At 67.8% G+C, this 25,078-nt stretch carries 24 protein-coding genes; 9 read left to right on the forward strand and 15 right to left on the reverse strand.

What is annotated here, in order from left to right:
- Nucleotide 1 precedes the first annotated feature (1 nt).
- Nucleotides 2-1,903: a GDSL-type esterase/lipase family protein gene (locus tag LVJ59_RS03525; protein WP_232762011.1), complete on the reverse strand. Its 1,902-nt coding sequence runs from the start codon at nt 1,901-1,903 to the stop codon at nt 2-4.
- Between the two features lie 247 nt (nt 1,904-2,150).
- Here LVJ59_RS03525 and LVJ59_RS03530 point away from each other — a divergent pair, with 247 nt between their 5' ends.
- Nucleotides 2,151-2,327, forward strand: a complete 177-nt coding sequence (locus LVJ59_RS03530; RefSeq protein ID WP_165875365.1) for a DUF5302 domain-containing protein — start codon at nt 2,151-2,153, stop codon at nt 2,325-2,327.
- 58 nt (nt 2,328-2,385) lie between these two features.
- Here the strand turns inward: LVJ59_RS03530 and LVJ59_RS03535 are convergent, their stop codons facing one another.
- On the reverse strand, nt 2,386-3,825 hold the full coding sequence (locus LVJ59_RS03535; RefSeq protein WP_232762012.1) for a cation:dicarboxylate symporter family transporter: 1,440 nt from the start codon (nt 3,823-3,825) through the stop codon (nt 2,386-2,388).
- 143 nt (nt 3,826-3,968) lie between these two features.
- Here LVJ59_RS03535 and LVJ59_RS03540 point away from each other — a divergent pair, with 143 nt between their 5' ends.
- Together LVJ59_RS03540 and LVJ59_RS03545 are read left to right on the forward strand one after the other, a co-directional pair.
- Nucleotides 3,969-5,255, forward strand: coding sequence for an ATP-binding protein (locus tag LVJ59_RS03540; protein WP_232762013.1), 1,287 nt, complete (start codon nt 3,969-3,971; stop codon nt 5,253-5,255).
- Entirely contained in the window at nt 5,252-5,944 is a 693-nt protein-coding gene (locus tag LVJ59_RS03545; RefSeq protein ID WP_232762014.1) for a response regulator, read from the forward strand. Before LVJ59_RS03540 ends, LVJ59_RS03545 begins: the two co-directional genes overlap by 4 nt.
- Before the next feature lie 33 nt (nt 5,945-5,977).
- Here LVJ59_RS03545 and LVJ59_RS03550 read toward each other — a convergent pair whose 3' ends face one another.
- Nucleotides 5,978-6,622: an FMN reductase gene (locus tag LVJ59_RS03550; protein WP_232762015.1), complete on the reverse strand. Its 645-nt coding sequence runs from the start codon at nt 6,620-6,622 to the stop codon at nt 5,978-5,980.
- A gap of 1 nt (nt 6,623) precedes the next feature.
- Nucleotides 6,624-7,850, reverse strand: coding sequence for an LLM class flavin-dependent oxidoreductase (locus tag LVJ59_RS03555; protein WP_232762016.1), 1,227 nt, complete (start codon nt 7,848-7,850; stop codon nt 6,624-6,626).
- Between the two features lie 111 nt (nt 7,851-7,961).
- Here LVJ59_RS03555 and LVJ59_RS03560 point away from each other — a divergent pair, with 111 nt between their 5' ends.
- Both LVJ59_RS03560 and LVJ59_RS03565 read left to right on the forward strand, forming a co-directional pair.
- The gene (locus tag LVJ59_RS03560) at nt 7,962-9,101 is read left to right on the forward strand and encodes an acyltransferase family protein (RefSeq protein ID WP_232762017.1); all 1,140 of its coding nucleotides are present in this window, start codon (nt 7,962-7,964) and stop codon (nt 9,099-9,101) included.
- A gap of 5 nt (nt 9,102-9,106) precedes the next feature.
- A complete protein-coding gene (locus LVJ59_RS03565; protein WP_232762018.1) occupies nt 9,107-9,985 on the forward strand; it encodes a serine hydrolase in 879 nt (292 codons plus the stop codon).
- A 2-nt stretch (nt 9,986-9,987) separates the two neighbouring features.
- Here the strand turns inward: LVJ59_RS03565 and efeB are convergent, their stop codons facing one another.
- From efeB to efeU, 3 genes are read right to left on the reverse strand one after another with little or no spacing between them, the layout of a single operon-like run.
- On the reverse strand, nt 9,988-11,292 hold the full coding sequence (efeB, locus tag LVJ59_RS03570; RefSeq protein WP_374199025.1) for an iron uptake transporter deferrochelatase/peroxidase subunit: 1,305 nt from the start codon (nt 11,290-11,292) through the stop codon (nt 9,988-9,990).
- A 37-nt stretch (nt 11,293-11,329) separates the two neighbouring features.
- Nucleotides 11,330-12,562, reverse strand: a complete 1,233-nt coding sequence (gene efeO / locus LVJ59_RS03575; RefSeq protein WP_232762019.1) for an iron uptake system protein EfeO — start codon at nt 12,560-12,562, stop codon at nt 11,330-11,332.
- Nucleotides 12,559-13,509 (reverse strand): iron uptake transporter permease EfeU, encoded by a 951-nt coding sequence (gene efeU, locus LVJ59_RS03580; RefSeq protein WP_232762020.1) that lies wholly within the window; start codon nt 13,507-13,509, stop codon nt 12,559-12,561. The genes efeO and efeU overlap by 4 nt, the downstream gene beginning before the upstream one ends.
- 166 nt (nt 13,510-13,675) lie before the next feature.
- On the opposite strand from efeU, the gene LVJ59_RS03585 reads away from it, so the two are divergent.
- Nucleotides 13,676-14,680, forward strand: coding sequence for an isopenicillin N synthase family oxygenase (locus LVJ59_RS03585; RefSeq protein ID WP_232762021.1), 1,005 nt, complete (start codon nt 13,676-13,678; stop codon nt 14,678-14,680).
- Between the two features lie 128 nt (nt 14,681-14,808).
- Here the strand turns inward: LVJ59_RS03585 and rpsO are convergent, their stop codons facing one another.
- Nucleotides 14,809-15,078: a 30S ribosomal protein S15 gene (rpsO, locus tag LVJ59_RS03590; protein WP_017203073.1), complete on the reverse strand. Its 270-nt coding sequence runs from the start codon at nt 15,076-15,078 to the stop codon at nt 14,809-14,811.
- 184 nt (nt 15,079-15,262) lie between these two features.
- Here rpsO and LVJ59_RS03595 point away from each other — a divergent pair, with 184 nt between their 5' ends.
- Nucleotides 15,263-16,555: an MFS transporter gene (locus LVJ59_RS03595; protein ID WP_134353567.1), complete on the forward strand. Its 1,293-nt coding sequence runs from the start codon at nt 15,263-15,265 to the stop codon at nt 16,553-16,555.
- A gap of 34 nt (nt 16,556-16,589) precedes the next feature.
- Here LVJ59_RS03595 and LVJ59_RS03600 read toward each other — a convergent pair whose 3' ends face one another.
- From LVJ59_RS03600 to LVJ59_RS03610, 3 genes are all read right to left on the reverse strand, one after another.
- Complete coding sequence (locus tag LVJ59_RS03600) at nt 16,590-17,144, reverse strand: YceI family protein (protein ID WP_232762022.1); 555 nt, start codon at nt 17,142-17,144, stop codon at nt 16,590-16,592.
- Nucleotides 17,145-17,325: 181 nt separating this feature from the next.
- Nucleotides 17,326-17,691, reverse strand: a complete 366-nt coding sequence (locus LVJ59_RS03605) for an FKBP-type peptidyl-prolyl cis-trans isomerase (RefSeq protein ID WP_047519341.1) — start codon at nt 17,689-17,691, stop codon at nt 17,326-17,328.
- Between the two features lie 211 nt (nt 17,692-17,902).
- Nucleotides 17,903-19,144, reverse strand: a complete 1,242-nt coding sequence (locus LVJ59_RS03610; protein WP_232762023.1) for a PrsW family intramembrane metalloprotease — start codon at nt 19,142-19,144, stop codon at nt 17,903-17,905.
- 89 nt (nt 19,145-19,233) lie between these two features.
- On the opposite strand from LVJ59_RS03610, the gene LVJ59_RS03615 reads away from it, so the two are divergent.
- A complete protein-coding gene (locus LVJ59_RS03615; RefSeq protein WP_232762024.1) occupies nt 19,234-20,103 on the forward strand; it encodes a fumarylacetoacetate hydrolase family protein in 870 nt (289 codons plus the stop codon).
- A 64-nt stretch (nt 20,104-20,167) separates the two neighbouring features.
- Here LVJ59_RS03615 and LVJ59_RS03620 read toward each other — a convergent pair whose 3' ends face one another.
- Nucleotides 20,168-21,628 (reverse strand): aspartate ammonia-lyase, encoded by a 1,461-nt coding sequence (locus tag LVJ59_RS03620; RefSeq protein ID WP_232762025.1) that lies wholly within the window; start codon nt 21,626-21,628, stop codon nt 20,168-20,170.
- 61 nt (nt 21,629-21,689) lie between these two features.
- Nucleotides 21,690-22,610: a phosphodiesterase gene (locus LVJ59_RS03625; RefSeq protein ID WP_232762026.1), complete on the reverse strand. Its 921-nt coding sequence runs from the start codon at nt 22,608-22,610 to the stop codon at nt 21,690-21,692.
- Nucleotides 22,611-22,669: 59 nt separating this feature from the next.
- Here LVJ59_RS03625 and LVJ59_RS18035 point away from each other — a divergent pair, with 59 nt between their 5' ends.
- Entirely contained in the window at nt 22,670-23,236 is a 567-nt protein-coding gene (locus LVJ59_RS18035) for a TetR/AcrR family transcriptional regulator (protein WP_232762027.1), read from the forward strand.
- A gap of 21 nt (nt 23,237-23,257) precedes the next feature.
- Here LVJ59_RS18035 and LVJ59_RS03635 read toward each other — a convergent pair whose 3' ends face one another.
- Both LVJ59_RS03635 and LVJ59_RS03640 read right to left on the reverse strand, forming a co-directional pair.
- Nucleotides 23,258-23,593, reverse strand: a complete 336-nt coding sequence (locus tag LVJ59_RS03635; RefSeq protein WP_047519352.1) for a hypothetical protein — start codon at nt 23,591-23,593, stop codon at nt 23,258-23,260.
- A complete protein-coding gene (locus tag LVJ59_RS03640; RefSeq protein WP_232762028.1) occupies nt 23,590-24,969 on the reverse strand; it encodes an inorganic phosphate transporter in 1,380 nt (459 codons plus the stop codon). The genes LVJ59_RS03635 and LVJ59_RS03640 overlap by 4 nt, the downstream gene beginning before the upstream one ends.
- Nucleotides 24,970-25,078: the final 109 nt, after the last annotated feature.

The raw sequence follows: 25,078 nt of genomic DNA on the forward strand, positions 1-25,078 counted from the left end.
CTCAGCCGACGAACGCGGATCGGGGAGCCGACGATCCTCCGAGGCGGACGTAGTCATCGTGCTTCGCCGACCGCCCGTCGCCCGCAACGCGACCCTGCAGACGACGCCAGACCCAGGGCAATGCGTGGCGTCGCCACCACGCCCCCACGCCGAGGGGCTCGTGCTCGTGCAGTGCGGCATCGAGCGCTCCGAGAGCGTCGGCGTCCGGCACCCCGAGGAGCTCACCCGCCCGATACGCGAGGAAGCGATGCCCCCGGCTGCTCAGATGAACCAGGTCTTCGCCCCAGTTCGGGTGTTCGGCCAGCTGAGGGTGCAGATCCGTGTCGATCAGCATGGCCCCGGTGCGTGCAGCGATCCCGGTCAGAGCCGTCGCGTAGGCGGAGAACCTGCGGGTGTAGATCCACGCCGCACGGCGACCGGGGAGGAACGGCGTCACGAGGAGCACGTCGGCACCGATCGCCCGCAGCCGCCGCACCGCGACCTCGAGCTCTGCGGCGAGCGCGGAGACATCGACACGGCGCTTCACGAGGTCGTTGGCTCCGATCAAGATCGACACGAGGTCCGGGCGAAGCTCGAGTGCCCTGGTCAGCTGGACGCCGGCGACCTCGTGCACTCGCTGGGAGCGGACGGCGAGGTTCGCGTAGTGCAGGTCGCCGCGGGCGGCGAGCAGCAGGGCGAGGCGATCGGCCCAGCCGCGGAGGGTCCCGTCGGGGGCCGGATCGCACAGTCCCTCCGTGAGTGAGTCGCCGAGCGCGACATAGCGGTGCCACTTCCGAACGGTGACCGGTGCGGGCGGCTCCGGTCGCACGCGCCTGCGCGCGCGGGCGCGGGAATCCGCGTGGTGCAGCGCCTGCGCCTCGTCGAAGTACTCAAGGAGCCGGTCACACACGCCGGTCCAGCTGCGGCTCTGCACGGCGTCGCGTCCGGCTTCCCCGAACGCCCGGCGTTTGCGGGTGTCGCCGGCGAGATCGGCCACGCGCGCACGGAGGTCGTCGAGGTCCCCCGGGCGGTACAGCCACCCGTCGATGCCCATGCGCACCAGGTCCAGGGGTCCGCCACGCCCGGTCGCGATGACGGGGACACCGCTGGCATGAGCCTCTTGGAGTGTCTGCCCGAAGGTCTCGCTCTCCCCCGGGTGCACGAACAGGTCGAACGACGCGATCGCTGCGGCGAGCGCGTCACCGTCGAGGTGTCCGAGGAAAAGGGCATCCGGGAGCACGGTCTCGAGCTGCGCTCTGCTGGGCCCGTCCCCGACGATCACGAGCCGGGCGCCCGGGATGTCGCGGAGGACGACGAGGTCCTCGACCTGTTTCTCGGGGGCGAGCCGACCGACGTAGCCGATCACGACGTCGGCGCCCCAGGTCGCACGGAGCGCGGGGTCGCGTCGCGTGGGTTGGAAGCGCTCGGCATCGACCCCTCTCCCCCAGCGGCGGACACGGTCGACACCGAGCGCGGCGAGCTGCTGCGCCGCATCGGCGGAGGGCGCGAGGGTCATCGTCGCCCGCCGGTGCAGTCGTGCGATGTGCGTCTGAGCCATCCCCGTGGTCGCCGCCATCCGGTACCTCTCGGTGTAGGCGGCCACGTCCGTCTGATACGCGGCGACGCTCGCGACGTCGAGCCGCTCGGCGGCGAGCACGCCCCGCCAGCCGAGAGCGAACGGGGAGGCGAGATGGACGACGTCGGGCGCGAAGCGTCGCAGGGAGGAAGCGATGCGTTGCGCACCCGACGTTCCCACCCTGACGTCGGGGTAGCCGGGCAGTCCGAGACTCGGGATCGCCTCAATCGGGGCTCCGTCGACCTGTTCGGGGACGCCGACGGCGGCCGGAGCCACGACATGTGCCTGGTGACCTCTCTGCTCGAGGTGGCGCAGGATCTGGAGGACGGAGCCGGTGACGCCGTTCATGTGCGGAAGGAAGGATTCTGTGACGATCGCTACTCTCACATCCCCAGAATGACGGCACTCGACGGCCGCATCGTCGGAAGACGGCACTCGGCACCGGATGTTCACCGGATGCTGGTCGACGGGTCACCGGCTATCCGTTCTCCGGTTCCCGAGTCGGTTGATCCGGCGACCGACTCGGGCCCGCTGCTCGCCGGGTGCGCGATCGAGAGAGGGTGACCCGTTGCACCGGGTGCTCTAGGCTCAGGTCATGAGCACCGAAGAAGGCGCCTCCTCGTCTGAGGAGATGAAGCGCAAGTTCAAGGAAGCGCTCGAGAAGAAGAACGCGCACCAGCGGCAGGGCGAGGCACACCTCGACGGCGATTCCGCCGTCCACAGCGCGCACGCCCCGCAGACCCGGCGCGAGTTCCGACGCAAGAGCGGTTGACCGCGCGGATGCGGGAGTCCGTTCCTCGGACTCCCGCATCCCTCTCTCTTTCTTTCGGTCAGGCGCTTCCGGCCCGCATCCGAGCCCGCTCCTCCTTCGCCGCCATCTCCGTGAGAGCCGCCTCGCGCAGGTCCTGGACATCGGCCCCTTGCGACCCGCCCGATGTCGCGTGCGCGTCCACTCCATCGAGCAGCGACTCGTCGAACGGCAGCTCGCCGCCGAGGACCCGGCGCACGCGCGCCCGGTCGATCTGCTTCGTCCAGGTGCCGATCAGGAGCGTAGCCACGGCATTGCCGGTGAAGTTCGTGAGGGCGCGACCCTCGGACATGAACCGGTCGATGCCGACGATCACCCCGACGCCGTCGACGAGATCGGGACGATAGGCCTGCAGACCACCGGCGAGCGTCGCGAGCCCTGCGCCGGTGACCCCGGCTGCGCCCTTGCTCGCGATGATCATGAACACCAGCAGTCCGATCTGCTCGCCGATCGACATCGGCTGCCCCATCCCGGTGGCGATGAACAGCGATGCCATGGTCAGGTAGATCGCCGTGCCGTCGAGATTGAACGAGTATCCCGTCGGAACCGTGATGCCGACCACCGGCTTGGAGACGCCGACGAATTCCATCTTCGCGATCAGGCGCGGGAGCGCGGACTCCGAGGAAGAGGTACCGACGATCAGGAGGTACTCCCGTCCCAGGTACTTCATGAGCGAGAAGATGTTCACCCGAGCCACCGTCCAGAGCAGCGCTCCCAAGACCACGACGATGAACAGGATGCAGGTGATGTAGAACGCACCCATCAGGATGCCCAGGCTCCAGATCGCTGCGATCCCCGTCTTGCCCACCACCGCCGCGATCGCACCGAACGCCCCGATCGGCGCCAGCCACAGGATCATCCCGAGAATGCGGAACACGAGCTTCTGGAGTTGCTTGACCGCCTCCATGATGGGCGCCCCGCGCTCACCGAGCCCCTGCAGCGCGAAGCCGACGAGGAGCGCGATGAACAGCACCTGCAGCACACTCTCACCGGTGAAGGCCGAGAAGAACGTGGTCGGGATGATGCCCAGGATGAACTCCTGCGTCGTCTTCGCCTCCGTGTCGGCCGCGTCATAGGTCGCGGAGGCCATGTCCAGTCCGGCGCCGGGGTGGATGACGTTGCCCACGAGCAGTCCGATCGCGAGTGCGAACGTCGACATCACCATGAAGTAGAGCAGTGCCAGCCCGCCGATCTTGCCCACGGTCGCGGCCTTGGCGATGGAGCCGACCCCGACGACGATCGTGCAGAAGATGATCGGCGCGATCATCATCTTGATCAGCGCGACGAAGCCCTTGCCGAGAGCTTCGAACCCCTGGCCGATCTCCGGCCAGACCAGACCCACCACGGCACCGAGCACCACGGCGATCAGGACGGACACGTAGAGCCACGTATGCCTGTCCCACGCGTGCTTCCCCCGTCGCCAGTTGAACTTCGGGAGTGCGAATCCTGTCGTGAGCGCCATGCGTCCTCCTTGATCGTCGACGTCGTCGTCCGGTGGCGGCTGCGGTGCCGCCGATCGGGTCTCAGAGTCGCCGACTTCGCGGCGCAGCGCGATTTGTGGTCGTATTGGTCTCGGCACGGACCATCGACGATCGGAGGCACGCGATGACGCGCACCTCCCCCGGGCGCAGCACCGCCTCTCGCGTGTTCTTCGTGCTGCTCGGCGCGACCGTCGTGATCGGCGTGCTGGTGGCCGGTTTCCTCGTCGTGGAGACCCAACGGGCGCTCCGGACCGAGGCGGAGCGGGTCACGGCTGCCACCGCGGAGGCTCTGGCGGTCTCGCCGGTGGTCGTGGCCGGGCTCGCCGGCACGGACGCCGAGGCAGCCAGCGAGGTGCTCGAGCCCTACACGCTGGACGTGATCGCGCGCGCGGACCTCGACTTCATCACGATCATGACGCCCGACGGCATCCGGATCACGCACCCCGATCCGGCCCAGATCGGCAAACGGTACCTCGGAACGATCCCCACCGCTGCCCGCAGCCTCACAGAGGTCTTCACCGGCACGCTCGGACCGTCCGTGCGGACGATCGTGCCCGTGACCGCCGCAGTCGGAGAGGTGGTCGGGTGGGTCTCGGCCGGCGTCACGACCGAGACCATCAGCGACACCCTGATCCGCCGACTACCCCTCACCCTCGGCATCACCGCCGGGCTGATCGCACTCGGCGCGGCCGGGGCCGTGATCGCGCGGCGGGCGGCGCGGCGCATCACGGGAGACCTTCCGCCGGGGCAGTTGCGCGATGCGGTCTCTTCGTACGAGTCGATCCGTACGCTCGGCGATGCCCTCCGCGCCCAGACCCATGAACACGGGAACCGGATGCATGCCGCCGTCGCCTTGCTCGAGCTGGGTCGCAGCGCCGAAGCCATCGAGATCCTGACCGAGACGTCTCGCCAGAGTCAATCTCTCGTCGATCAGGTCACGGCGCGGCGTCACGGTGACCCGGCCGTCGGTGCGCTGCTCCTCGGGAAAGCATCGCAGGCCAAAGAGCGTGGCATCGACTGGCGCGTGCACATCGAGCCGGAGACTCCGCGTACCCCGCTCTCGCCGGTCGACGCCGTCTCCGTGCTCGGCAACCTCGTGGACAACGCGATGGATGCGGCCGCAGAGTCCGGGGATCGCTGGGTGCGGGTGTCCCTGCGCTCCGGGGAGGAAGGTGAGGTGGTGCTCGAGGTCTCCGACAGCGGCCCGGGTATCCCGCGAGCCCAGCAGGACCGGATCTTCGAACAGGGCTACTCGACCAAGCCCGCGGACGCCCAGGGACGCGGCGTCGGCTTGGCACTCGTGCGGTCCGTGGTCACTGGAGCAGGCGGCACGGTCTCGATCAGTGACGGACCGACGACGTTCCGCGTCGTCCTGCCCGCAGCGACCGGGCCGCGGAGGTCACGCCCATGATCCGCACGCTGCTCGTCGACGACGATGCCCTCACGCTCGAACTCCACCGCGACTACCTGGCCCGCCTCGACGGGTTCATCGTCGCCGGTGAGTGCAGCAGCGCCCGCGCAGCCTTGAACGCGGTTCTCGATCGGCCCGGCGCCGCTGCCTTCGACCTCGTCCTGCTCGACATCACCATGCCGGACGGGTCGGGGATCGATGTGCTGCGGACGCTGCGTGCTCGGGCGGAAGCCACCGACGTCATCGCGATCACCGGGGTGCGCGACGCCGAGACCGTCCGTCAGATGGCGGCCCTCGGCGTCTACCACTACCTGATCAAGCCGTTCCCGTTCGCCGTTTTCCAGGAGCGGATGGACGGCTACCGCGCCCATCGGGAGCAGGCCACGACGACCGCAGGCGAAGCGACCCAGGCGGAGATCGACGCCCTCCTCGGCCGTGCCACGGGCACGGTCTCCGTGCCGAAGGGCCTGTCCGTCGCGTCGCTCGAGAAGATCAGCGCCGTGTTGCGGACCTCCGGCCCGCTGTCGGCACGGGAGGCCGCCGAACGGCTCGGGATGTCCCGGGTCGCCGCGCGTCGGTACCTCGAGCACCTCGTGGCGGAGGGCGTGCTCACGCGGGCGGCGCGCTACGGGACGCGCGGACGCCCGGAGACCGAGTACGACTGGAAGCGGCGGACCGGACCCGCCTGACCGTCACCCGTCAGGGTCGAGTCGCGCTCCGGCTCACTCGCCTGCCAGCCCGCCCAGCATGTGCCCGAACGAGCGCCCCTCGCCCAGGTACGTGGCGGGGTCGTACGGGTCTTCGACCGTCGTCTCCTCCCGACGGATGATCGCCTCTGCGAGCTCTCTGGCTCCCCGCTCCACACGCTTGCCGAGCGGAGCCAGATCGTCGCCGGAACCACCCCAGTCGCTCGACGCGGCGAACACCCCGGTCGAGACGGCATCGGCGTGGAGGTAGGCGAAGAGCGGCCGGATGGCGTAATCGATCGCCAGAGAGTGTCGCGCGGTGCCGGCGTTCGCACCGATCAGCACGGGCTTGCCCCGGAGGGAGTCCGGGTCGAGCACATCGATGAACGACTTGAAGAGCCCCGAGTAGCTCGTCGAGAAGATCGGGGTCACCGCGATGAGAGCGTCGGCCGAGACCACGGTGTTGATCGCGGTCTCGAGCGCAGGCGGTGCGAAGCCGGTGAGCATGTTGTTGGTGATGTCGTGTGCGTAGTCACGAAGCTCGATGACGTCGACACTCGCCTGGATGTCCTGCTCGGCGAGCGCGTTGACGGTCTCGGTCGCGAGCCGGTCGGCGAGCATCCGCGTGGAGGACGGGTTCGACAGGCCGGCGGAGACGACGGCGATACGACGCATGGTCATCTCACGCCTCCGTCCGGCCGAGCCCGAATGCCGCGCCGGCGGGGGCAGGAGAGTCCTGATACGGCGAGTCGCCGGTCAGGTTGTCGCCGCGGTTGGCGCCGGGACGGGCCTGACGGGTCGGCCCGTCCCCGAACTCGGCCTTGACGCGTGCCGCGTGGGTCGGCGCGTCGGGCACCGCAGCAGGACGGTCGTTCGCGAGTTCCTTGCGGAGCACGGGCACGACCTCGGAGCCGAGGATGTCGAGCTGCTCCAGCACTGTCTTCAGCGGCAGCCCAGCGTGATCGATCAGGAACAGCTGTCGCTGGTAGTCGCCGTAGTGCTCGCGCATGCCGGCATAGCGGTCGATGACCTGCTGCGGCGAGCCGACGGTCAGCGGGGTCATCTCGGTGAAGTCCTCCATGCTCGGACCGTGGCCGTAGACCGGCGCGTTGTCGAAGTACGGACGGAACCGGTTGACCGCATCCTGCGAGTTCGCGGCCATGAACACCTGTCCGCCCAGACCCACGATCGCTTGCTCCCTGGTGCCGTGGCCGTAGTGCTCGAACCGCTGCCGGTACAACTCGATCAAGCGCTGGTAGTGCTCCTTCGGCCAGAAGATGTTGTTCGCGAAGAAGCCATCACCGTAGTAGGCGGCCTGCTCGGCGATCTCCGGGGTGCGGATGGACCCGTGCCAGACGAACGGCGGTATGCCATCGAGCGGACGAGGCGTCGAGGTGAAGCCCTGCAGCGGAGTGCGGAACTTCCCCTCCCAGTCGACCACGTCCTCACGCCACAGCTTGTGCAGGAGCGCGTAGTTCTCGATCGCGAGCGGGAGTCCCTGACGGATGTCCTGCCCGAACCAGGGATACACCGGTCCGGTGTTGCCGCGGCCGAGCATAAGGTCCATGCGGCCGTCGGACACGTGCTGGAGCATCGCGTACTCCTCGGCGATGCGCACGGGGTCGTTCGTGGTGATGAGCGTCGTCGACGTGGAGACGATGAGGCGCTCGGTCTGCGCGGCCAGTGCCGCCAGGAAGGTCGTGGGGCTGGAGGACCAGAACGGCGGGTTGTGGTGCTCGCCGATGGCGAAGACGTCGAGTCCGACCTCTTCCGCGTGGACGGCGATGGCCGTCGTCGCCTTGATGCGCTCCTGCTCGCTGGGGGTGATGCCTGTGAGGGGGTCGCGGGTGATGTCGCTGACCGACATGATGCCGAACTGCATCGCCTGCGCGCCTGACTGCTCGCTCATGATTGCTCCGTGCTCTCCGAACCGGATGACTCGCATCCCGTTCTATTCATTTGAATGTAACTGTGTCAACGCGCTCACAGCAACTTTATTCCCGGGCTGTAATCTCGGACGATGAGCAGTACCGGCGCCGACCTCACAGGGCCCACCACAGGTTCGATCCCGCGACGAAGACGGCGCGTGCCGTTCTGGGACAACGCGCGGTACTTGTGCATCGTGCTCGTCGTCCTCGGACACGCGATACAACGCCTCACCTACGACTCCGACATCGCGTTCGCCCTCTACCTCGCGCTGTACGCGTTCCACATGCCGGCGTTCGCGATCATCTCCGGGTACTTCTCCAAGTCCGGCTCCCCCACCAAGACGCAGATGGCCCGGGTGATCACGGACATCATCCTCCCCTACGTGATCTTCGAGACGCTCTGGACCCTCACCAAGTGGGCCGTGGAAGGCGAGGCATCGCCCAACTTCACGAAGCCGAGCTGGACGCTCTGGTTCCTCCTCGCCCTCGGCATCTTCCGTCTGGTCCTCCCCTATCTCGCGCTGCTGCGCTGGCCGTTGCTGTGGACCGTCCTGATCTCGATCGGCTCGGGCTATCTCCCGAACGTCGACAGCACCTTCTCCCTGTCCCGCACGCTCGGACTCCTCCCGTTCTTCGCGCTCGGCTGGTGGCTCCGCGAGCATGACATCGTCGACCGACTGCGGTTGCTCGACTTCCGCCCGTGGTGGATCCGCGCCGCCGCGGTCGCCGTCCTCGCCGCAACGGGCTGGGCGGCCTGGAACTGGCTGCCCCTCTGGCAGGCCATCGACCTTCGACACTGGCTGTTCTATGAGGACGCCTACTCCGATCTGGGCGGCGACCAGTGGTGGGCGGGCGGGATCCGGATCGTCCTGATGCTGCTGGCCGTCGTGCTGTGCGCGGCGTTCTTCCTCCTGATCCCCCGCGGTTCGTATTGGTGGACGTCCTTCGGTCAGTACACGATGTACGTCTACCTGCTGCACTCCTTCGTGCTTTATCCGTTCCGCGAGACAGGCGTCCTCCGAGACCTCGAACCCACCTGGCTCTGGCTGCCTCTGGTCACCGCACTCTCGGTGCTCGTCGCACTTCTGCTCGCGACCCGGCCGGTGCGCTGGGTCTTCCGCCCGCTGATTGAACCGCGCCCGGGGTGGCTCTTCGCCGACCCCGAACTCACCCGACGGGAAGGGCGTCGCAACGATCCCACCGGCTCGCGGCGTCCGGGTCCGACCTCGTGACGGCCATGAGCGTGGCGCACACCGTGCGCGACAGCATCGTGGAGGCAGCCACGCTCTCCGGCTTCGGCGCACACGGACTGCACGTGCGCATCGGCGACGCCGAGGCCGAGCACCGGTGGACCGCCGACGTCCGGGAAGACGTGCACTCCGTCGCGAAGGGCGTCTGCGTCCTGGGCACTGCCCTCGCCGCCGACGAGGGGCTGGTCGACGTCGACGAACCGGTGGTCTTCTCTCTTCCCGACTTCGCGCACGGTGACGGGGTCGAAGAGGTGACGCTGCGCCATCTCCTGACGATGTCGAGCGGGATCGATCTCCCCTGGTCGGAGACCCTGATGACGGATTGGCCCGACCTGGCGCGCGAGTTCCTCCGACGCCCATCACGCGGGCGCGTCTTCCAGTACTCCAACGCGAGCACCTACACCGCGATGACGGCTCTCGCGGCGCGAGTGGGCGACGTGGGCGAGTATCTGGATGCGCGGCTCTTCGCTCCGCTCGGCATCACCGACGTCGCCTGGGCACGCTGCCCGAACGGACGCATCGAAGCCGGCGGCGGTCTCCCTCTCCGTACGAACGAGATGGCGCGCATCGGGCTGCTGATTCGAGACCGCGGGAAGTGGCGAGGCAGACGGCTGGTGTCGCCGGAGTGGATCGACGCGATGCATGAGGATGCCGTCGTCGCCGGCGAGAACCCCGGATACGACAGCTATGGGCTCGCGGGATGGGGCGGCCCAGGCAGTGCGTGGCGGCTGCACGGAGCCTACGGTCAGCTCCTGATCTTCCTCGACGACGCGGTCGTGACGATCAGCGCGAACGACCATGCCGGTGCCGACGCGATGGCGGCCTCGGTGGTCGCGATCCTCGAGGACGCCCTGCCGACGCCCTGAGGTCAGGCGAAGAGATCGGCTCCGACGTACGACCCCGGCTTCACCCCGGCAGGAACCGCCCAGATCCCTGAACCGACGTGCCGGATGTACTCGTTCATCCGATCGGTCGAGAGTCGCCGCTGCAGGGAGACGAACTGCGCCGGATCGCGCTGGTAGGAGAGGAAGAACAGCCCGGCGTCGAGTCGTCCGAGATCGTTGTTGCCGTCGACGTAGTTGTATCCACGACGAAGGATCCGGATGCCGTCGTTGTGCTCGGGATGCGCGAGGCTCACGTGACTGTTCTCATCGATCGCGGTGCTCCGGAAGTCGGGCGCGGTGAACTCGTCGCCCCCGGAGAGAGGCGCCCCCTCCCCCTTGTCCCGCCCGATGATCGCATCCTGCTCGGACAGGCGCACCCGGTCCCAGGTCTCGATCAGCATCGCGATCTTGCGGGCGACGAGGTACGAACCGCCGGCGAGCCACGCGGGCTCATCCTGGGTCGAGACCCAGACATGATCCCTGAGCGCGGCGGCATCATCGGCGAGGATGTTCGCCGTACCGTCTTTGAAACCGAACAGGTTGCGCGGCGTCGCCTGCGCCGTCGTGGTGCGCGACGTCTTGCCGAACCCCAGCTGCGACCAGCGCAAGCGCGCGCGTCCGAACGCGATGCGGCTGAGGTTGCGGATCGCGTGCACCGCCACCTGCGGATCATCCGCACACGCCTGGATGCACAGGTCTCCGTGGGATGCCTGCGGGTCGAGGTCGTCCCCGAGGAACGCCGGCAAGCGCTCCAGCCCCGCCGGCCGCTGCGCAGCGATCCCGTAGCGGTCGCCTTCCTCGTTCTCGAACAGTCCCGGACCGAAACCGAAGGTGAGGGTGAGCCCCGAGGCAGGAAGGCCCAGGGCCTCACCTGTGTCGTCCGGAGGCGCTTCGGCCGACCCTCCGACGGCACCCGTCGCGCTGACCTCGAGGCCCTGCGCCATCCGCGAGGCCGCATACGACCAATCCTGCAGCAGCGAGATCAGGTCCTCCCGGTCCGTGCGCGGCATCATGTCGAAGCTCGCGAAGTGGAGGTGATCCTGCACCGGGGTGGTGATGCCGGCCTGATGCTCGCCGAAGAAGCCGTACGCCGAGTGCGCGTCCTCCGCCGCTCGCGCGCGACCCAGCGCCACACCTCCGGCGAGCCCGGCGCCCGCTCCGACGGCGAGCCCCGCCACACTTCCGCCGATCGCCAGACCGAGGAGCCCTCGTCGGCTCAATCCACCGGAGGCGGATGCATCGCGCGTCGCCGCCTCGTCGGGCGCGGCGCCCTCTTCAGGTTCGTTCACGTCCGTGATGGTATCCGGTCGGTTCGGCACGCGACTGTCAGTCGAGAACCGTGCTGGTGAGCTGCGAGAGCGGCTCGGCGAGGGCGTTGATCAGATCGGTGAACTCCCGCTTGTCGGCTTCCGTCAGCTCGGAGTATCCGACGAACCCGTCCATCAGCGAACCGTGTGCGGCGAGCGAATCGTCGAGGGACGCGTAACCCGCTTCGATCTCGTCGACGAGCGCCTCCCCGTCCTCGCCCTGCGCGACGGCGAAGTCCTTCACGAGCGAGAAAGCCATCTTGGACCCCTCCACGTTCGCCGCGAAATCGTAGAGGTCGGTCCCGGACCACCAGTCCTCCTCGCCGGAGATCTTTCCCGTCGCGACCTCGTCGAGCAACGCGATGGCGCCGTTGGAGATCCCGCCGATGCCCTGGTCGTCGAGAGCCGTCGTGAAGTCGTCCGAGTGCACGTACTCGTACAGCTCCTGGACGTCGGCGAGAAGCAGGTCACCGTAGTCGGCACGCTCCTGGGGCGTCGACGGCGCCCAGTCCTGCCAGGCCGACGTCTCGCCGTCGGCATTCAGGGCGTCCTGCGCCGGCACCCACAAGTCCTTCTCGATGCGGTGGAAGCCTGTCCAGTCCAGCCCCTCGGCGACGGCGTCGACCTCACGGTAATCGATGCGCGGGTCGAGGTCGCCCAGCGCCTCGGCGACCGGTTCGATGCGCTCGTAGAACGCGCGGGTCTGCGGGAAGAGCTCCCGTGCAGTGGCGTCATCGCCGGATTCGTACGCGGAGACGAAGTCCTCGACGGCCGGGACGAGCTGGCCGACCTGGTCCTTCACGAACGCAGCGTAGAGGTCGACCGCCTGCTGCTTCTGCTCGGCGTCGGGTCCTTCGACGGCCACCCGATCGCCCGTGACGGTGAAGGCCGCCTTGCCGACTCCGTCACCGATCATGCCCGGCTTGCAGAGAGTGAAGTACTCTCCCGGCTGTGCCACGACCGTGAGGGTGCGGGATGCCGCGGGGGCGATGTTCTCGACCTCGCCGACGATGCGGAGACCATCTTCGGCCAGGAGGTAGAACTCGGAGACCTGATCGGTGTCGTTCTTGACGTCGAAGGTGAGCGTCCCGCTCTTGGCCGTGGCCGCCGACACAGCGCAGTCGGTAGCGGTCGAGGATACGGCGAACGCGGCATCCGCGGCGACGTCGCTCTTCGCGACGCACCCGCTCAGGACGAGCGCTGCGGCACCCGCGGCCGCCAGGGTCCCTAGGACACGGTGAGAGGTGGTCATGCTGCTCCTTGTTGTGTGAGAGAAGTGGGTGGCGGCCCGGACTCGGGCTGCGGCGCGTCGTGTGACCGCACCGGACGCGGAGACCGCAGGCCCCGCACGTACAGTGATCCGACGACGAGGATGTAGAGGGTCCACGCGATGACCTGGACCCACGTCATCGCGGGCATGAAGCCGACCGTGGCCTGCAGCACCGCGGCCAGCGGACCACTCGGCGCGATGACGGCCGACACGTCGAAGGCCCAGCCGAACGGGAACCCCGCTCCGCCGACGGCGACCGCGCCCGTCACGGGGTCGAGCGGTGCAGCGGCGGTGAACGGCCCGGGGAGGGCACCCGCCTCCTGCAGATCCATCAGCGCGTAAGCGAGCACGCCGGCCGCGACGATGACCAGGAAACCACCGGTCCACGCGAAGAAGCGGCGCAGGTCGAGCTTCACGGCTCCGCGGGAGATGAGCCAGCCGACGATGACGGCGGCGGCGAGGCCGAGCAGCGCACCGAGCAGAGCGGAGGGAGCGTCGCCGAAGGCCTGCACCATCGACCACAGCAGGAGAGTCGTCTCGATACCTTCACGAGCGACGGAGACGAAACCGATCGCGACCAGCGCCCAGAGCCCGCCGGTGGTGAGCGCACGATCGAGACCACCCTCCAGCGTCGCCTTCATCGTGCGTCCGGCGCGCTGCATCCAGAAGATCATCCACGTGACCATGCCCACGGCCAGGAGCGAGAGCCCGCCGCCGATCAGCTCCTGCGCCTCGAACGTGAGCTCGTAGGCACCGAAAGTGAGCACGGCGCCGATGCCGAGGGCGAGGGCGATCGCGAGTCCCACTCCGGCCCACATCTTCGGGAGCGCATCCTGGCGGCCGAGGCGACGGAGATAGGCGACGAGGATGCCGACGACCAGCGCGGCTTCCAGACCTTCACGGAGGCCGATGAGAAATGTGGCGAGCACGGGAGAACTCTCTTGCGATGACTGAGGTAAGGCATCCCTTACCTCCAGGACTCTAGCATCCCCTCGACGCGATATCGGAACAGGATGCGTCGGGCTGGACGAACGTGCGCGGTAACGCGACGCAACAGTCGCCCTCACTCCTGGACGGCCGACGTACCCTCGGTCCATGGCTGAACTCTCGCTCCCGATCCTCGACCTGTCCCAGCTCGATCAAGGCCCCGAGGCCGCGGCACGCTTCTGTGAGAGCCTCCGGACGGCGACGCACGACGTCGGCTTCTTCTATCTCACCGGCACGGGCATCTCCCCGGAGCTGGAATCACGTCTGCACCGCGCTGCGCGCGACTTCTTCGCCCTCCCCGAGGAGGACAAGCTCGCGATCGAGAACGTGAACAGTCCGCACTTCCGTGGCTACACCCGCATCGGCGGCGAGCGCACCCGGGGCGAGGTCGATTGGCGTGAGCAGATCGACATCGGGCCCGAGCGCGAGCCTCTGGACGACGGCCCCGCGTTCAACCGCCTGATCGGGCCGAACCTCTGGCCGGCTGCACAGCCGGAGTTGGAGGAGGTCGTGGCTGAGTGGCACGAAGCCCTCTCGGAGGTCTCGCGCACGCTGTTGCGCGCCTGGGCGCTGGCGCTCGGTGCCGACGAGACGTACTTCGACGAGCACTTCGGGGAGCCGTCGACCCTCATCAAGATCGTGCGCTACCCGGGCACCCATGAGCCGGAGCCGCAGCAGGGTGTCGGGGCGCACAAGGACTCCGGTGTGCTCACGCTGCTGTGGGTCGAACCCGGCAAGGGGGGACTGCAGGTCGAACGCGACGGCGTCTGGGTGGATGCTCCCCCGGTGTCCGGGGCCTTCGTCGTGAACATCGGGGAGCTGCTCGAGTATGCGACCGGCGGATACCTCAAGGCGACGAACCATCGTGTCGTCTCGCCGCAGGCACCGGACGACCGCATCTCGATCCCGTTCTTCTTCAACCCCGCGCTCGACAAGCGACTGCCGTTGATCGAGCTCCCTGCGGAACTCGCGGCGGAGGCGAACGGGGTGACGAACGACCCGGACAACCCGATTCACGCCCTCTACGGCGAGAACGCGCTGAAGTCACGCCTGCGCGCCCACCCGGACGTCGCAGCGATCCACCATGCCGACCTCGTCGGCGCGCGGGTCTGAGCGGGAGCGCCCACCTGTCGCGTGCCTCCGCGACTGCGTGACCCGCCACACATGACGAAGGCCGCCCCACACCGTGGGGCGGCCTTCTCAAGAATGTTCTGCGCGATTGAACGCTGGCGGAATCTGCCTTATCGGCGAAGACCCAGGCGCGCGATCAGCGAGCGGTAGCGCTCGATGTCGACGCTCTGGAGGTAGCCGAGCAGACGACGGCGCTGACCCACGAGCAGGAAGAGGCCACGACGCGAGTGGTGGTCGTGCTTGTGCTCCTTCAGGTGCTCGGTGAGGTCCTTGATGCGCTGCGTCAGCATCGCCGCCTGCACCTCGGGGGATCCGGTGTCACCGGGGTGCGTCGCGTACTCTTCGATGATCGCCTTCTTGACGTCTGCTTCCAGTGCCATAGATTCGATCCCCTCTCTGCTTGTTGCGCGGCGCCCGACGCCTGATACGTGGGCTCTCTTTATCCGCGGCCGATCGAACGGCAACCTGAAGAGTCTACCAGCCGAGCGCTCCCCCGTGTGACACGGGCGAATACCGCCCACCCCGGTGCAACTAGGCTCGAACGGTGCAGAAGAAGTTCCACCGGTGAGCGCGCGCCGCGGTCATCTGATCGACCTCACCCCACTGAAGACCAGTCCCGCCTTCGCGCGGATGTGGATCGGTTCGACCCTGGCCGGTATCGGCGGGCAACTGACGATCGTCACGGTGATGCTGCACGTGTTCGTACTGACCGGGAGCACCTTCGCGGTGTCGATGATCGCGGTCGCCGGACTCGTGCCGATGATCCTCGCCGGACTGTACGGCGGGATGCTCGCGGACGCATTCGACCGGCGGCGGGTGGCGCTGATCGCGGCCACGATCACGTTCGTCTCGACCGCACTCCTCGCCGCCCTCACCTGGACGGGCAGTGAGACCATCTGGTGGCTCTATGCGTTGAGCATGATCAACTCGGCGGCGAACTCCGTCGGGATGGCCACCCGCACAGCCATCGTCCCTCGACTCATCCCCCGCACGCAGCTCGCCGCGGCATCCGCATTGAACGGCGTCGCGTTCGGGCTCACCGTGATGGCGGGCCCCGCACTCGCCGGGCTCCTGGTGGCGCTCACCGGCTACGGCTGGACCTACACGATCGACGTCGTGCTCATGCTCTCGATGTTCCTCGGGCTGTGGACCCTCCCGGTGCTGCGCCCGGAAGGGGATGTCGTGCGACCAGGCTTGGCATCCCTCGTCGACGGGTGGCGATTCCTCCGCAGGGCCGGCAACATCCGGATGCAGTACATCATCGACATCATCGCCATGACCTTCGGTCAGCCCCTCGTGCTCTTCCCGGCGTTGGGCACGGTCCTCCTCGGTGGAGGTGCCATCACCACCGGAATCCTGACCGCGGCCGTCGCCGTCGGCACCTTCGCCTCGAGCCTCTTCTCCGGACGCGTCGTCCAATATCGCTGGCACGGCCGCGGGATCGCGCGGGCGGTCGAGGCATACGGGGCTTCGATCCTGCTGTTCGGTCTGGTGCTGCTTATCGGAGCCCTCTCGGGTTCCGCGTCGGAGGACGCACCGAACGTCGGACTGATCATCGCCGCCTGCGCGGCACTCGCCCTCTCCGGGGCATCGGACAATGTCAGCTCCATCTACCGCAACACGATGATGCAGGCGGCCGTCCCGGACGCCATGCGTGGCCGACTGCAGGGACTGTTCGTGGTCGTCGTCGCCGGCGGACCACGGGTGGGCGCCCTCTACGCCGGAACCCTCGCGACCCTGACGACGCTCTGGTTCCCTCCCCTGCTGGGCGGCGTCCTGGTGATCGCCCTGGTCGCGATGCTCTCCCGCCGGAATCGCCGTTTCCTCGACTACGACGCAGAAGACCCCGAGCCCTGAGGGCCCGGGGTCCTGGATGCTGCGCGCAGCGCGATCAGTCCTGCTGCAGGGCGCCCTGAAGGTCCAGGTTGATCGTGATGTCCTTGCCCACAAGCACGCCGCCGGTCTCCAGTGCCGCGTTCCAGGTGAGGCCGAAGTCCTCGCGGTTGATCACGGCCTTCGCAGAGGCACCCGCCTTGTAGTTGCCGTACGGGTCGGTGCCGAAGCCACCGAAGTCGAGTTCGAAGCTGACCGGCTTGGTGACGCCGCGGATCGTGAGGTCGCCATCGACGACGAGATCGTCACCCTTGACGCGGGTCCCCGTGGAGACGAACTCCATGGTCGGGAAGTTCTCGGTGTCGAAAAAGTCTGCCGAACGGAGGTGTGCGTCGCGGCCCTCGTCGTTCGTGTCGACGGAGGTCACGTCGACGGTCGCCTCGACCTTGGCCTCGAGCGGGTTCTCGGGAGCGATCAGCGTCGCGTTCTTGACGCCGAACGTGCCCCTCACCTTGGAGATCATCATGTGGCGGACGCTGAACGTCACCTCGCTGTGCGAAGGGTCGAGCACCCAGGTGCCGGGACGGTAACCGGGAATGTCGATGCTGGTCATGGTTTCTCCTTCGGAGACATCGGCCGCGGTTGCGGCGTCGGACAGGGGCCGCAGTGACGCGACCCCTGTGACAACTTACATTCACTCGAATGTATTCCCGCGAATGAAGATCTCGTGCCCACACAGCACGAGACGCTCCTCTTCAGACGAAGAGGAGCGTCTCGCAGGAACGTCGACGGGGTCAGACCGCGATCAGATCGATGATGAAGATCAACGTCTTCCCCGAGAGGAAGTGTCCGCCACCGGCCGGACCGTAGGCGAGGTGCGGAGGGACGATGAGCTCTCGACGACCGCCGACCTTCATGCCGGGGATTCCTTCCTGCCACCCCTGGACGAGTGCGGCGAGAGGGAACTGGATGGTCTCACCACGACCCCAGGAGGAGTCGAACTCTTCACCGGACTCGTACTCGACACCGGCGTAGTGGACAGTCACGGTGTCGCCGCGCTTAGCCTCCGCGCCGTCTCCTTCGATGATGTCGCGGATGACGAGTTCCGCAGGAGCGGGACCGGTGGGAGCGTCGAACTCTGGCTTTGTGCGATCAGTCATGCTTCCATCAAACCGAGCATCGTGGACGAGGTCAACGCGATCGCACTTGCTCACAGCGAACAGCGAGACCAGGCGTCGACACAAAACCCTCTTGACACTCGGCGAGAGCCGGTGCACCCTGTTTACAGATCAACTCAGCGCCCGGGAGACTCGCAGGCATCGCCGCAGCACCGGGCGCTGAGTCTTGCCACGGGGTCCGTCAGCGCCCGACTCAGTACGCCAGCAACGCCGCCCTGGCTGCGCGCGTGCGGATCAGCAAGGCGCGCTCGTCATCCACCGCGAGGGGATCGCGCCCGGTGATCGCACGCTGGCGGACAGCGGCCAGTGCCGTCGCGTCCTTGATGAATTCGCGCATGAGTGGCCTCCGGTCGCCTCGGAGTCCGCGTGCCCAGGCGAGGCCAGCCTTGCGACCGCTCGTCGTGGCGAGCATCGTGACCTCTTCCGGGGTGAACCACCCCGCGCTCGCATACTCGGCGAGGCGGGCCCGGGTGAGGCGCGCCTCCTCGCGGCGCAGCGCGATGATCCCCAGGATGAAGCCGATGAAGAGCGGCACCTGGAGTGTGAAGTAGAGACCGAAGAAGTCGGCGAACGTCGCTGAGCCGTTCCACAGTCCGTGCAGCAGCACGGCCCCGAGCCCTCCCAGCAGTCCGGCGCCCAGCGCCGAGCCCGCCGAGCCGTGTCGACGCGCCACGAGGCCGATCGCGAAACCGGTGACGGCGGTGAACATCGCGTGCGCGAAGGGCGAGAGGATGGCGCGCACCGCGAACGTCACGGTCAGCTGCTCGCCACCACCCTCGATCAGGCTGATAGCGAAGTACTGGATGTTCTCGGTGAACGCGAAACCGGCTCCCACGAGCGCCCCGTACACGACGCCGTCGACCGGACCGTCGAAGGCCCGGCGGGCCAGAAGGAAGACCAGGAAGACGCCCAGTCCCTTCCAGAACTCCTCGACGATCGGGGCCTGCACCACCGCGGTGAAGGCTTCGGAGGTGGGACCGATCAGGATCGTCAGGCCGACGTCGACGAGAAGCGTGAGCCCGACAGCAGCCACGGCTCCCCAGGCGATCGCGAAGAAGATCAGTCGCTTGGGTTCGGGCTCCCAGCGGTCGATCATGCGCACACCGAGGAACACGATGGTCAGAGGGATCAGCGCGAGGACCAGGCCGACCACCGAGGCGAATGCGCCCAGCGCCCAGCCGAAGTAGCCGATCAGAGCCAGGAGCAGGAAGCCCAGGAAGCCGAACAACCACAGCGAGATCGTCCGCCCCTTGCGCGTCGGTACCGGCAGCGCCGGAAGCGACTCCGCGGGCGAGGGTGCGACCGGGGCCGGCGGCGTGTACGGCGTCGGCTGGGCGAGCGCCGACGCGTAGCCCGACTGCCGAAACGCTCCCGTGGCCGGCGGAGGCGTGTAGGGCGACGGTTGCTGCGGCGGGGGTGGTCCTCCGAAACTCATAGCCAAAGCCTAAGGGGCACAAGAGAGACGGCCTCGGTATGGCTGTGTCCTCCATCCGCGGACCGGCCGCCACCCGGTAGCGTAGGAGCATGCGGTTCGCTCATCTGCGCCGTCCTGACTCCCCTCGCGCGGTTCTCGCCGTGGTCCAGGACTCGGACGCCATCCTCGTCTCTGATCTCCTGACCGACGCCCCTGCCACGCTGCAGCAGCTCATCGAAGGTGGGGATGCCCTTCTCGAGGCTCTGCGCGTGGCGCTGGCCGCAGGTGCCGCCGTCCGTCATCCGCTCGGTGACTGGTCGTTCGATTCCGCGGTGCTCGCACCCCCGGCCGTCCTTGCTGTGGGGCTGAACTATGCCGCCCACTCGAGCGAGCTCGGCCTGAAGACCGACGCCGCACCCACCGTGTTCACCCTGTGGCCGAACTCGCTCACCGGCCACGATCAGACGACCTCCTGGCCGCGTGACCTCAGCGAGGCCGTGGACTACGAGGCAGAGCTCGGCGTCCTCATCGGCACCCCCGCGAAAGACGTCAGCGAGCAGGACGCCCTCACGCACGTCTGGGGTTACACCGTGGTCAACGACATCACCGCGCGGAACATCCAGTTCTCCGAGGCACAGTGGTCCCGATGCAAGTCCTTCGACGGGTTCACACCGACCGGGCCCTTCGCGGTGACCGCGGACGAGATCACCGATCCGCAGGACCTCCACATCTGGACCGTCGTGGACGGGTACACCGTGCAGGACGCGAGCACCGGACAGATGGTGCGCTCCGTCGCGAAGCTGATCGCCCACCTGTCGCAGTCCCTCACGCTGCTGCCCGGCACCCTCATCTCGACGGGCAGCCCCGGAGGTGCCGGGTACTCACGCGACCCGCAGATCTTCCTCCGCGACCACTCGACCGTGACCGTGGGTATCGACGGCATCGGCGAACTCACGACCCACTGCCGCATCACGGACTGAAACGGATCGAACGCACGAGGGGACGGACGCCGTAGCGTCCGTCCCCTCGTGTGTTCCCGCGCTCTCAGATCTCGATCAGATCCTCCGGCGCGACGACCGGGATCGCAGCCGTGACCGTCTCCAGTCCCGACAGGCGTGCCGGCGACAGCTGCTTGACGACCTCGTCACGCGACATCAAGCCCGCCTCGACGACGAGATCGGCGACATTCCGATTTGTCAGCAGCGCGGTCTTCGCGAGCGCCGCTGCGGCCGCGTAACCGATGAACGGCGTCAGCGCGGTGATGACGCCGACCGACGCACCGACCATCGCCCCGAGGCGGTCGCGGTTCGCGGTGATGCCGTCGACGCAGTTGACACGCAGGGTCCACATCGCCTGGCGCATCCAGGTGATGGACTGGAAGATCGAGTGCGCGATCACCGGCTCGAAGGCGTTCAGCTGCAGCTGCCCGGCCTCTGCCGCCATCGTGACCGTCATGTCGGCACCGGCGACGGCGAAGGCCACCTGGTTCACGACCTCCGGGATCACGGGGTTCACCTTGCCCGGCATGATGCTGGACCCCGCCTGCATCGCGGGAAGGTTGATCTCCCCCAGCCCGGCCTGCGGTCCCGACGACAGGAGACGCAGGTCGTTGCAGATCTTCGAGAGCTTCATCGCGTTGCGCTTGAGCGTCGAGGAGAACGACATGAACGAACCGGTGTCGCTGGTGGCCTCGACGAGGTCTCCCGCGGTGCGCAGGTCGAGCCCGGTGATCTCCCGCAGGTGCTTCAGCACGGCCGGGGCGTAAGCCCGATGTGTCGTGATGCCGGTGCCGATCGCGGTCGCCCCCATGTTGATCTCGAACATCAGCGAAGCGTTCTCGGTCAGGCGGGTGTGGTCGTAGCCGAGCGTCGTGGCGAAGCCGTTGAACTCCTGTCCGAGCGTCATCGGCACGGCATCCTGCAGCTGGGTGCGACCGACCTTCAGGACGTCGTGGAACTCCCGCGACTTGCCCAGGAAGGACAGTCGGAGCAGATCCAGCTCCTCGAGCAGGGACCGCAACGTCAGCGAGAGACCGATCTTCACGGCCGTCGGGTAGACGTCGTTGGTGGACTGACTGCGGTTCGTGTGGTCGATCGGCGAGAGGAACGCGTAGTCGCCCTTCTCCCGGCCGGCGAGTTCGAGCGCGATGTTGGTGATGACCTCGTTCGCGTTCATGTTGGTCGAGGTACCGGCACCGCCCTGGATGACGCCCACCGTGAACTGCTCGTGGAACTCGCCGTCGATCACACGCTGCGCAGCACGATCGATCAGGTCGGCACGCTCGGCGTCGAGCACCCCGATCTCACGATTCGCGCGGGCACTCGCCTGCTTGACCATCGCCAGGCCGACCACGAGATCGGGGTACACCGAGATCGGCCGCTTCGTGATCGGGAAGTTCGCGTCGGCGCGGGCGGTGTGGATCCCCCAGTACGCGTCGACGGGAATCTCCATGCTCCCGAGCGAATCGGTCTCGGTGCGGGTCAGGGTAGGCGCGGCAGAAGCCATGTCACATCCTCGTGGGTCGTGGCGGGTGAGAAGAGTGGGGGATGTGCCCAGTCTACGCCGCTCAGCGCCCGGGTTTGCGGGAGAAGGCCTCGAGTCGCCCTTCCGGTGAGAGCTTCGACATCCGCTCCACCCAGGCCTCCGAGAAATAGTCGCCCGTCACCGCGTCGGTCACCGGGACGACGGTGTGGGTGATCGTGTCGGGATACACGTGGACCATCTGGAATGCCTGCGCGGCGTCCATGCCGTTCACCTCGGCCGCCGGACGTGCCACGTTCATCGTGTAGCAGGTGGCCGACGCGACACTCACCGGAACCCCGGCGAACATCCCGTGTGACGAATAGTGCAGATGTCCGGCGAGGATGCCCCGGACATCGCTGCCGCGGATGACGTCGGCGAGCTCGTCCTGATGGCGCAGTTCCAGGATGTCGAAGAGCGGCAGATGGCTCGGGAGCGGCGGATGATGCATCGCGAGCAACGTACCGTGCGGCGCAGGCTGGGCGAGCTGATCCGCGAGCCAGGACAGTTGACCGGCATCGAGTTCGCCGTGGTGCCAGCCGGGGACGCTGGTGTCGAGGGCGACGAGACGCAGCCCGCCGAGGTCCCAGACCCCGGTGACGGGCTCTTCGGTCGGCTCGAGGTCCAGGAGTCCTGCGCGCAGGGCGGGACGCTCATCATGGTTTCCCGCCACCCAGACGATCGGCGCGCCGAGCTCCTCGGCAACCGGTTCGACGGACGCGCGCAGACGACGATAGGCGTCCGGCTCCCCCAGATCGGCGAGATCCCCGGTCACGACGATCGCCGTCGGGTGCGAGTGCACCGCACGGATCGCCTCCAGCGTGCGCGCGAAGTTCGCCTCGACGTCGTACCGTCCGCCCAGCGATGCGCCACCGGCGAGGAAGTGCGGGTCGCTGACGTGGATCAGGACATGCGACGCCGGAGCGTGCTGGCCGAAGGTGTACGCGTCACCGATTGCTGCGGACATGCCCTCAGCCTAGGCGTCTGATCAGTACCGCAGGTGTAGTGATCAGATAGGATGCGGTGGTGGCGCGGAACGAAGGCAGAAGACAGGCGATCGCGGATGCGGGGCTCACCGTGCTCGCTCGCGAGGGCTCCCGTGGGCTGACCCACCGTTCCGTCGATGTCGCGGCCGGTGTGCCGACCGGCACCACGTCGAACTACTTCCGCAGCCGCGATGCGCTGGTGGCCGGGCTGGTCGAACGCATCGGTGAGCGCCTCTCCCCCACACCGGAAGAGCTGGAGCGCCGTTCCGCGGGCGAACCCGGCCCCGCGCTGTTCGCCGACTACGTGCGCGACATCGTCCGCCGACTCACCGATGACCGGGAAGTGACGCTCGCGCTCTTCGAACTGCGGCTCGAGAGCAGCCGCCGCCCCGAAGTGGCCGCGGTGCTCGGCGCCTGGCAACGCGCAGGGCTCGAGGAGGACGTCGCCTTCAATACGAGGGCGGGCCTCCCGGGGGGACGGCGCGAGATCGCGCTGTTCCACTACGCGATCGACGGGCTCCTGCTCGACCGGCTGACCACACCGATCGACCCGGAGTCACCGACCGATGACATCATCGACGACCTGGTGGAGGGTCTGCTGCGGTGATCCGAGGGTGCGCCGCGCGGATCAGTGTCCGATGACGAGCATGAGGATGCCGGCGACGACAGCCGCAGCGCAGAGCGCGAAGCACGCATAGGCGCCGACGAGAGCCGTCGTCTTCTGCCCCTCGGTGAGCGGGCTCTTCTTCGCCGCCTTCGCCGCCTGCTTCTCGGCGCGACGGAGCTCCTTCTCGGTGATCACGGTGATCGCGTCGGTGAACTCCGCCGGGCTCACGACCGGAGCACGCCCGCTGCGCACCAGCAGCCGGAGGCCGAGCGCGTAGAAGGTGACGATCGCAGCCGCACCGATCAGCGCCGCCAGGAACACCTGGAGGAACGCGAGCCAGTCGATCACGATGTTCATTCGGACTCCTCCTTCCGCGCCGCATCCGCACTCTTCGACACGGCCCCGGCCTTCGCTGCCTTGCCGTCGGACTTCGCCTGAGCCTTCTTCTTTGCCTTGTCAGCCGCGTCCTTCTTGGCCTGCGCCTTCGCCTTGTCGCGCGCTTCCGCACGAGCCTTCGCCTCCGCCTTCGCCTCGGCGATGCGCTGCTGGCGTCGCGTGGGCGGTGGCGTGTCGGGGAGCTCGACCGCGCGTCCCGACTCAGCGACGTCGCTCATGGCATTCGCGGGTGTCACGGCGTTGCGGCGCGAGCGCATGAAGAGTCCGAGGATGATCGCGAGTGCGAGGACCGCGTCGATCGCGACGCCCCAGTTGCCGAGCCAGACCACCAGGAGCGCGGCCAGCGCGCCGACACCGCCGGCTGCGGGCAGTGTGAGGATCCAGCCCACGCCGATCCGGCCCGCGGTCCGCCAGCGGACAGTGGAGCCGCGGCGTCCGAGTCCCGAGCCGATCACGGACCCCGAGGCGACCTGCGTCGTGGAGAGCGCGAAGCCGAGGGCGCTGGAGGCGAGGATGGTGGCCGCGGTCGAGCTCTCGGCGGCGAATCCCTGCGCGGGTTTCACATCGGTGAGTCCCTTGCCGAGCGTGCGGATGATGCGCCAACCGCCCAGGTACGTGCCGAGTGCGATCGTGAAGGCACACGCGACGATCACCCAGAGCTCCGGCTCGTGATGCGCCCCCGACTGCCAGCCGATCGTGATCATCGCGAGAGTGATGACGCCCATGGTCTTCTGCGCGTCGTTGGTGCCGTGTGCGAGCGCGACCAGGGAGGACGTGAAGATCTGCCCCCACCGGAACCCGTCACGGCCATCCGGCTTTCCGTCGTAGCGACGGGTGATCGAGTACGCGATCTTCGTCGCGGCGAAAGCGATCAGGCCGGCGGTGACGGGTGCGATCAGCGCCGGAAGCACGATCTTCGAGAGCACCATGCCGAAGTCGATGCCCCCCACGCCCGCGCCGACGATCGTCGCACCGATGAGCCCGCCGAAGAGCGCATGGGACGAGCTCGAGGGCAGTCCGAGGAGCCAGGTGAGCATGTTCCACGTGATCGCGCCGATCAGGCCGGCGAAGATCAGTGAGAGGAAGAGGTCAGCCCCCGCGGAGAGGATCGCGTCCTCCCGGATGATGCCGCCGGAGATGGTCTTCGAGACCTCGGTGGACAGGAACGCCCCGATGAGGTTCAGGACGGCGGCGAGGAGGACGGCGGTCTTGGGCTTCAGCGCGCCGGTGGCGATCGGCGTCGCCATGGCATTCGCGGTGTCGTGAAAACCGTTGGTGAAGTCGAAGAAGAGTGCCAGCGCGATGACGAGCACGACGATGAGGGCTGCGGTTTCCACCGTTCGCTTTCGGTCGTTGAGGAAGAAGGAGTTGTCGACGATATCGACGTGCTGAACGAAGAGTTCACCGTGGGTTTGACTTCCGTTAACCGGCCCCGGTAAATCCTCC

The organism is Microbacterium sp. KKR3/1 (genome assembly GCF_021272365.1).
Taxonomy (GTDB): Bacteria; Actinomycetota; Actinomycetes; order Actinomycetales; family Microbacteriaceae; genus Microbacterium; species Microbacterium aurugineum.